Below are 4800 nucleotides of genomic sequence, written 5' to 3'. Positions count from 1 at the left end.
CGCAAGGCCCTGGACAGCGTCGCGCGCAAGGCCGTCCCGTCCTACGGGGTCACCTCCGTCGGCGGCGACTTCCTCCGCTACCGGGACGACGTCGTCGCGGAGTTCACCGCGCGGGCCGCGGCCGGGCTGCCCGCCACGGTCTGGGGCGTCCGCGCCGCCGGCGACCCGGACCGGCCGGTCCGCACCGTCGCGGTGTGCGGCGGCGCGGGGGACTCGCTGCTCGACGACGTCCGCGCCGCGGGCGTCGACGTCTACCTCACCGCCGACCTGCGGCACCATCCCGCGTCGGAGTTCGTCGAGGCCGGTGGGCCGGCGCTGCTGGACGCGGCGCACTGGGCCACCGAGCACCCGTGGCTGGCGGACGCCGCCGCGGCGCTGACCGGCGCGCTCGATCTGACGACCCGGGTGTCCACGGCGGTCACCGACGCATGGCGCCTGCACGGTGCCAGCAACGAAGGAGTGAAGTGAAAGCCGCACCGCAAGCCCAGCAGCGCCTGATCGACCTGCAGGAGCTCGACACCTCGCTCGACCGCCTGGCGCACCGCCGCCGCACGCTGCCGGAGCTCGCCGAGATCGAGCGGCTGGAGGCGCGCCGCGCCGAGCTGCGCGACCAGATCGTCGCCGCCGAGACCGAGCTCGGCGACCTGGAGCGCGAGCAGAAGAAGGCCGAGCAGGACGTGGACCAGGTCCGCACCCGGTCCGACCGCGACCAGAAGCGCCTCGACTCGGGCATGGTCACCTCCGCCAAGGACCTGGCGTCCCTGCAGGCCGAGATCGAGTCGCTGGGCCGCCGCCAGTCCGACCTCGAGGAGGTCGTCCTGGAGATCATGGAGCGCCGCGAGGCGGCCGAGGCGCGGGTGAACGAGCTGCGCGCCGAGGCCGACGGCTCGGCGTCCGCCCTGGCCGACCTGAACGAGCGGCTGAGCGCCGAGCAGGCCAAGATCGACGAGGAGACCGGGCTCACCAGCACGGCCCGCACGGGCGTCGCCAAGGACGTCCCGGACGAGCTGGTCGCCCTCTACGAGAAGCTGCGCGGCCAGTTCGGCGGCGTCGGCGCGGCCGTCCTGCACCGGGGGTCCTGCCAGGGCTGCCACCTCGCGCTGAACACCGTCGACCTGAACCGCATCCGGGCCGCCGCCGACGACGACGTGCTGCGCTGCGAGGAGTGCCGCCGCATCCTCGTCCGCACCGCCGAGTCCGGCCTGTGACGCCGGACCCCCGGGAGGACGCGCGGTGACGGCCGGACGCCGCCTGGTCGTCGAGGCCGACGGCGGGTCGCGGGGCAACCCGGGGCCCGCCGGCTACGGCGCCCTGGTGAAGGACGCCGTCACCGGCGAGGTGCTGGCCGAGACCGCCGAGGCGATCGGCCTCGCCACCAACAACGTCGCCGAGTACCGGGGCCTGATCGCCGGGCTCACCGCCGCCGCCGGGCTCGACCCGGACGCCCGGGTCACCGCCCGGATGGACTCCAAGCTGGTCGTCGAGCAGATGTCCGGCCGCTGGAAGATCAAGCACCCGGACATGCGCCCGCTGGCCGAGCGCGCCCGCGAGGTCGCGTCCGGGCTCGGCGCGGTCTCCTACGAGTGGATCCCGCGCGAGCGCAACGCGCACGCCGACCGCCTGGCCAACGAGGCGATGGACGCCGCCGCCCGCGGCGAGGAGTGGCGGCTCCGCGTCGAGGAGGAGCCCGCCCCCACCCGGGTCTGGTCGGCCGCCACGACCACCCCCACGCGCACCCTGCTGCTCCGCCACGGCGAGACCCCGCTGTCGGCCGAGAAGCGCTTCGCCGGGGTCAGCGACGTCCCGCTGACCGAGGAGGGCCTGGCGCAGGCCCGCGCCGCCGCACGCGCCCTGCGGGACGTGGAGGCGATCGTGACCTCGCCGCTCGCCCGCTGCCGCGCGACGGCCGCCGAGGTCGCCGCCGTCACCGGCCTGGAGGTCCGGGTCGAGGACGGCTTCCGCGAGACCGACTTCGGCGAGTGGGAGGGCCTGACCTTCCGCGAGGCGTCCGACCGCGACCCCGCCGCCCTCTCGGCGTGGCTGGCCGACCCGGCCGCGGCCCCGCCCGGCGGCGAGAGCTTCGAGGCCGTCGCCCGCCGCGTCCGGACGGCCCTGGACAAGCTGAAGGTCCGCTACCGGCACCAGCGGGTCCTGGTCGTCTCCCACGTCACCCCGATCAAGCTCATGGTCGCCGACGCCCTGGGCGCGCCCCTGTCGTCCCTGTACCGGATGCGCCTGGACACCGCGTCCCTCACCCGCGTCGACTGGTACGACGACGGCCCGGCGAGCCTGCACGCCTTCAACGACGTCCACCACCTGGACGCCTGACCGCCCGGCGCGCCGGGCCGCCGTCCGCAACCGGTACCCTTGACCCACGGCGGACGAGCCGGCCGGACGGCCGCGTCGGGGCATGGCCCCGCCGAGGAAAGTCCGGGCTCCACAGGGCAGGGTGGTCGGTAACGCCGACCCGGGGCGACCCGCGGGACAGTGCCACAGAAAACAGACCGCCACCGCGAGGTGGTAAGGGTGAAACGGTGAGGTAAGAGCTCACCGGCGCCCACGGTGACGTGGGCGGCCAGGTAAACCCCACCCGGAGCAAGGTCAAGAAGGGAAGCGACGCTTCCCGCGCAGGCGTTCGAGGGCGGCCCGCCCGATGCCTGCGGGTAGACCGCTGGAGGCCGCCGGCAACGGCGGCCCGAGATGGATGGCCGTCACCGCCCCGCAAGGGACGGCACAAAACCCGGCTTACAGGCCGACTCGTCCGCCCCCTTTTCCCCTTCACCCGGGTGAGGGCTGCTCGGGGTCGTTGTCCCAGGTCCAGCGGGGGACCTCGCGGAGCGGGTGGAGGTCGGCCTCGGTCTCGGCGTGGGAGTTCTGCTGGGCCACGTGGACGCCGAAGTCGACGTGCTCGCGGAACGCCCGGCGGAAGGGCTCGTCCTTGGGGAGGCCCGCCTCGTCCAGGGATTCCAGGTAGAGGTCGGCGAAGCGCCGGCGCTGCTCGTCGGTGATGCGCAGGCCGCGGTGGACGCTGATGAGGTGGTCGAAGCCGAGCTCGCGGGTGAAGCGGTCGGGGCCGCCGAAGCTCTCGGCCGTGAACCACGTCAGGTGGCGGACGTGGTGGGGCTCGCGCCGGGGGAACAGCGGGCGCAGGACGGGGTCGGCGAGCACCTTGCCGTAGAAGGTCTCCTCCAGGCGGTGCAGGGCCTCGTCGCCGCCCGCGTGGTCGTAGAGGCTGGTCACGGGCTTGGACCTCCCGGTCTCGGGGACGCCGGTGGTGCCGACGGTAGGCCGGTCCGGCGGTGTTGGGAAGGGACGTCCGGGGTGGGTTCCGTGACTCAGGAGGATCGGGTCATGGGACACAGAGTGGGACGGAAGGGGCGCTTACCGTCCGAAGTACGCAGCCTGATCCGGCTGGGAGATCGGCGAGGCGGCGGGACCCGGCGCACGGGGCCCGCGGAGAGGGGCGCTCATGATCATCGTGCTGGTGGCGGTGGCCGCGCTTTCCCTGATGCTGGGCGTGCTGCTCTACCTGGTGGAGTTCGCGCGTGTGAGCAGGAACGACGTCTTCTTCGTCCCGGCGGACAGCCGGAGCACGCGGCGGGCGCGCCGGGTGACCGGGATGTACGTCCGGGGGGTCGAGGAACTGAGCACCCGCGGCGGCGATGAGGAACTGGTGGGTCGCTGACCGTCGGGGGCCGGGGCCGCCCCTCTTCGCCCGGGGGCGGCCCAGGGCCGTCAGACCGCCGTGCGGCTGTCGCCGCGCACCGGGCTGAACGTCCCGGACGCGCGGTCGAGGACGTGCACGTCGGCGGTCTCGAGATCGAGGTAGAGGCCGACCAGTTCGAGCTCGCCGGAGTCCACCAGGGCGCACAGCCACGGGTAGGTCTCCAGGTTCTCCAGCTGCTGGACGACGTTGAGCCGGCAGAGCCGGGTCATCGGGGACTGGTCCGGGTCGGGCTCGGCCGCGAGGAACCGGGCGAGGCTGGGCTCGCCGTGCCGGAGCCACCGGGAGAGGGAGGTCAGGTGCCCGACCTCCTCGCCGCCGGCCAGCAGCGCCGCCATCGCGCCGCAGTTGGAGTGGCCGCAGATGGTGATCGTCCGGATGCCGAGGACGTTCAGCGCATACTCGACGGTCGCGGCGACCGAGTCGTCCGCCGGGTCGGCCCCGTGCCGCGGCACCATGTTGCCGACGTTCCGGTTGATGAACAGGTCGCCGGGGCCGGACGCGGTGATGATGTTCGGCACCACGCGGGAGTCCACGCAGGTGATGAACAGGTGCTGCGGCTTCTGCTCGAAGGCCAGCTCGGACATGATCGGACGGACCAGCGGCGCGGTCTTCCCCTGGTACTCGCGGATACCCGACAGCAGCAGGTCGCTCGGGGCCCCCTTCGCGGCCTCGCGGGCGGTCGCCGGACGGCGGCGGCGGTTCGCCCAGGGCGCCCACCAGCGGGAACCTGGAGCCGACTTGCGCTGACCAGACAAATCACCTGTCACGGCTCTTTCATACCAAGACTCGTGAACCTCGTCGATGTCCACCCCTCCGCCGAGCCGTTCGTGCGCCAGCCGCCAGCGGTGCACGGCCTCGAACGCCGCGTGGTCCATGAAGTCGACGTTCAGGTCCAGGTCGACCTGCGCGCCGGGCGGGACGGCGGCCAGCGCCCGCGACAGCCTCGGCACCCCGAGGAACGTCAGTGTCCCCTCCACGACAACGTGCCAGGTGGACCGTCCGGGCCGGTCGTCCGCGCTCGGCACCGCCTCCTCGACCCGGACGGCCAGCCGGGTGAGCCGCCGCAGCGCCAG

Annotated in this window: 6 protein-coding genes and 1 other RNA gene; 5 read left to right on the top strand and 2 right to left on the bottom strand. The window is 73.9% G+C overall.

The genetic code is table 11. From position 1 onward, the window contains the following. The 4 genes from AB0J52_RS27655 to rnpB all read left to right on the top strand — a co-directional run. Window positions 1-468, top strand: a 468-nt coding sequence (locus tag AB0J52_RS27655; RefSeq protein WP_500185292.1) for a Nif3-like dinuclear metal center hexameric protein, incomplete at its 5' end; no start/stop codon positions are given. Then, window positions 465-1208, top strand: coding sequence for a zinc ribbon domain-containing protein (locus AB0J52_RS27650; protein WP_500185291.1), 744 nt, complete (start codon window positions 465-467; stop codon window positions 1206-1208). The genes AB0J52_RS27655 and AB0J52_RS27650, both read left to right, overlap by 4 nt. A gap of 25 nt (window positions 1209-1233) precedes the next feature. Beyond that, complete coding sequence (locus tag AB0J52_RS27645; protein ID WP_500185290.1) at window positions 1234-2328, top strand: bifunctional RNase H/acid phosphatase; 1095 nt, start codon at window positions 1234-1236, stop codon at window positions 2326-2328. A gap of 54 nt (window positions 2329-2382) precedes the next feature. Then, window positions 2383-2764, top strand: an RNA gene (gene rnpB, locus AB0J52_RS27640) — RNase P RNA component class A. 14 nt (window positions 2765-2778) lie between these two features. Here rnpB and AB0J52_RS27635 read toward each other — a convergent pair. Continuing rightward, a complete protein-coding gene (locus tag AB0J52_RS27635; RefSeq protein ID WP_500185288.1) occupies window positions 2779-3240 on the bottom strand; it encodes a group II truncated hemoglobin in 462 nt (153 codons plus the stop codon). Window positions 3241-3469: 229 nt separating this feature from the next. Here AB0J52_RS27635 and AB0J52_RS27630 point away from each other — a divergent pair, with 229 nt between their 5' ends. Then, entirely contained in the window at window positions 3470-3685 is a 216-nt protein-coding gene (locus AB0J52_RS27630; RefSeq protein WP_500185286.1) for a hypothetical protein, read from the top strand. Window positions 3686-3735: 50 nt separating this feature from the next. Here the strand turns inward: AB0J52_RS27630 and AB0J52_RS27625 are convergent. Then, the coding region (locus AB0J52_RS27625) for a carbonic anhydrase (RefSeq protein WP_500185284.1) at window positions 3736-4800 on the bottom strand (1065 nt) is incomplete at its 5' end.

This window comes from Spirillospora sp. NPDC049652 (assembly GCF_040675125.1).
Lineage (GTDB): Bacteria > Actinomycetota > Actinomycetes > Streptosporangiales > Streptosporangiaceae > Spirillospora.
This window is presented reverse-complemented; position numbering and strand designations above follow the sequence as displayed.

Bases quoted from the DNA above. Each gene is read 5' to 3' on its own strand.
- AB0J52_RS27630 (WP_500185286.1), top strand. From the start codon at position 3,470: ATGATCATCGTGCTGGTGGCGGTGGCCGCGCTTTCCCTGATGCTGGGC.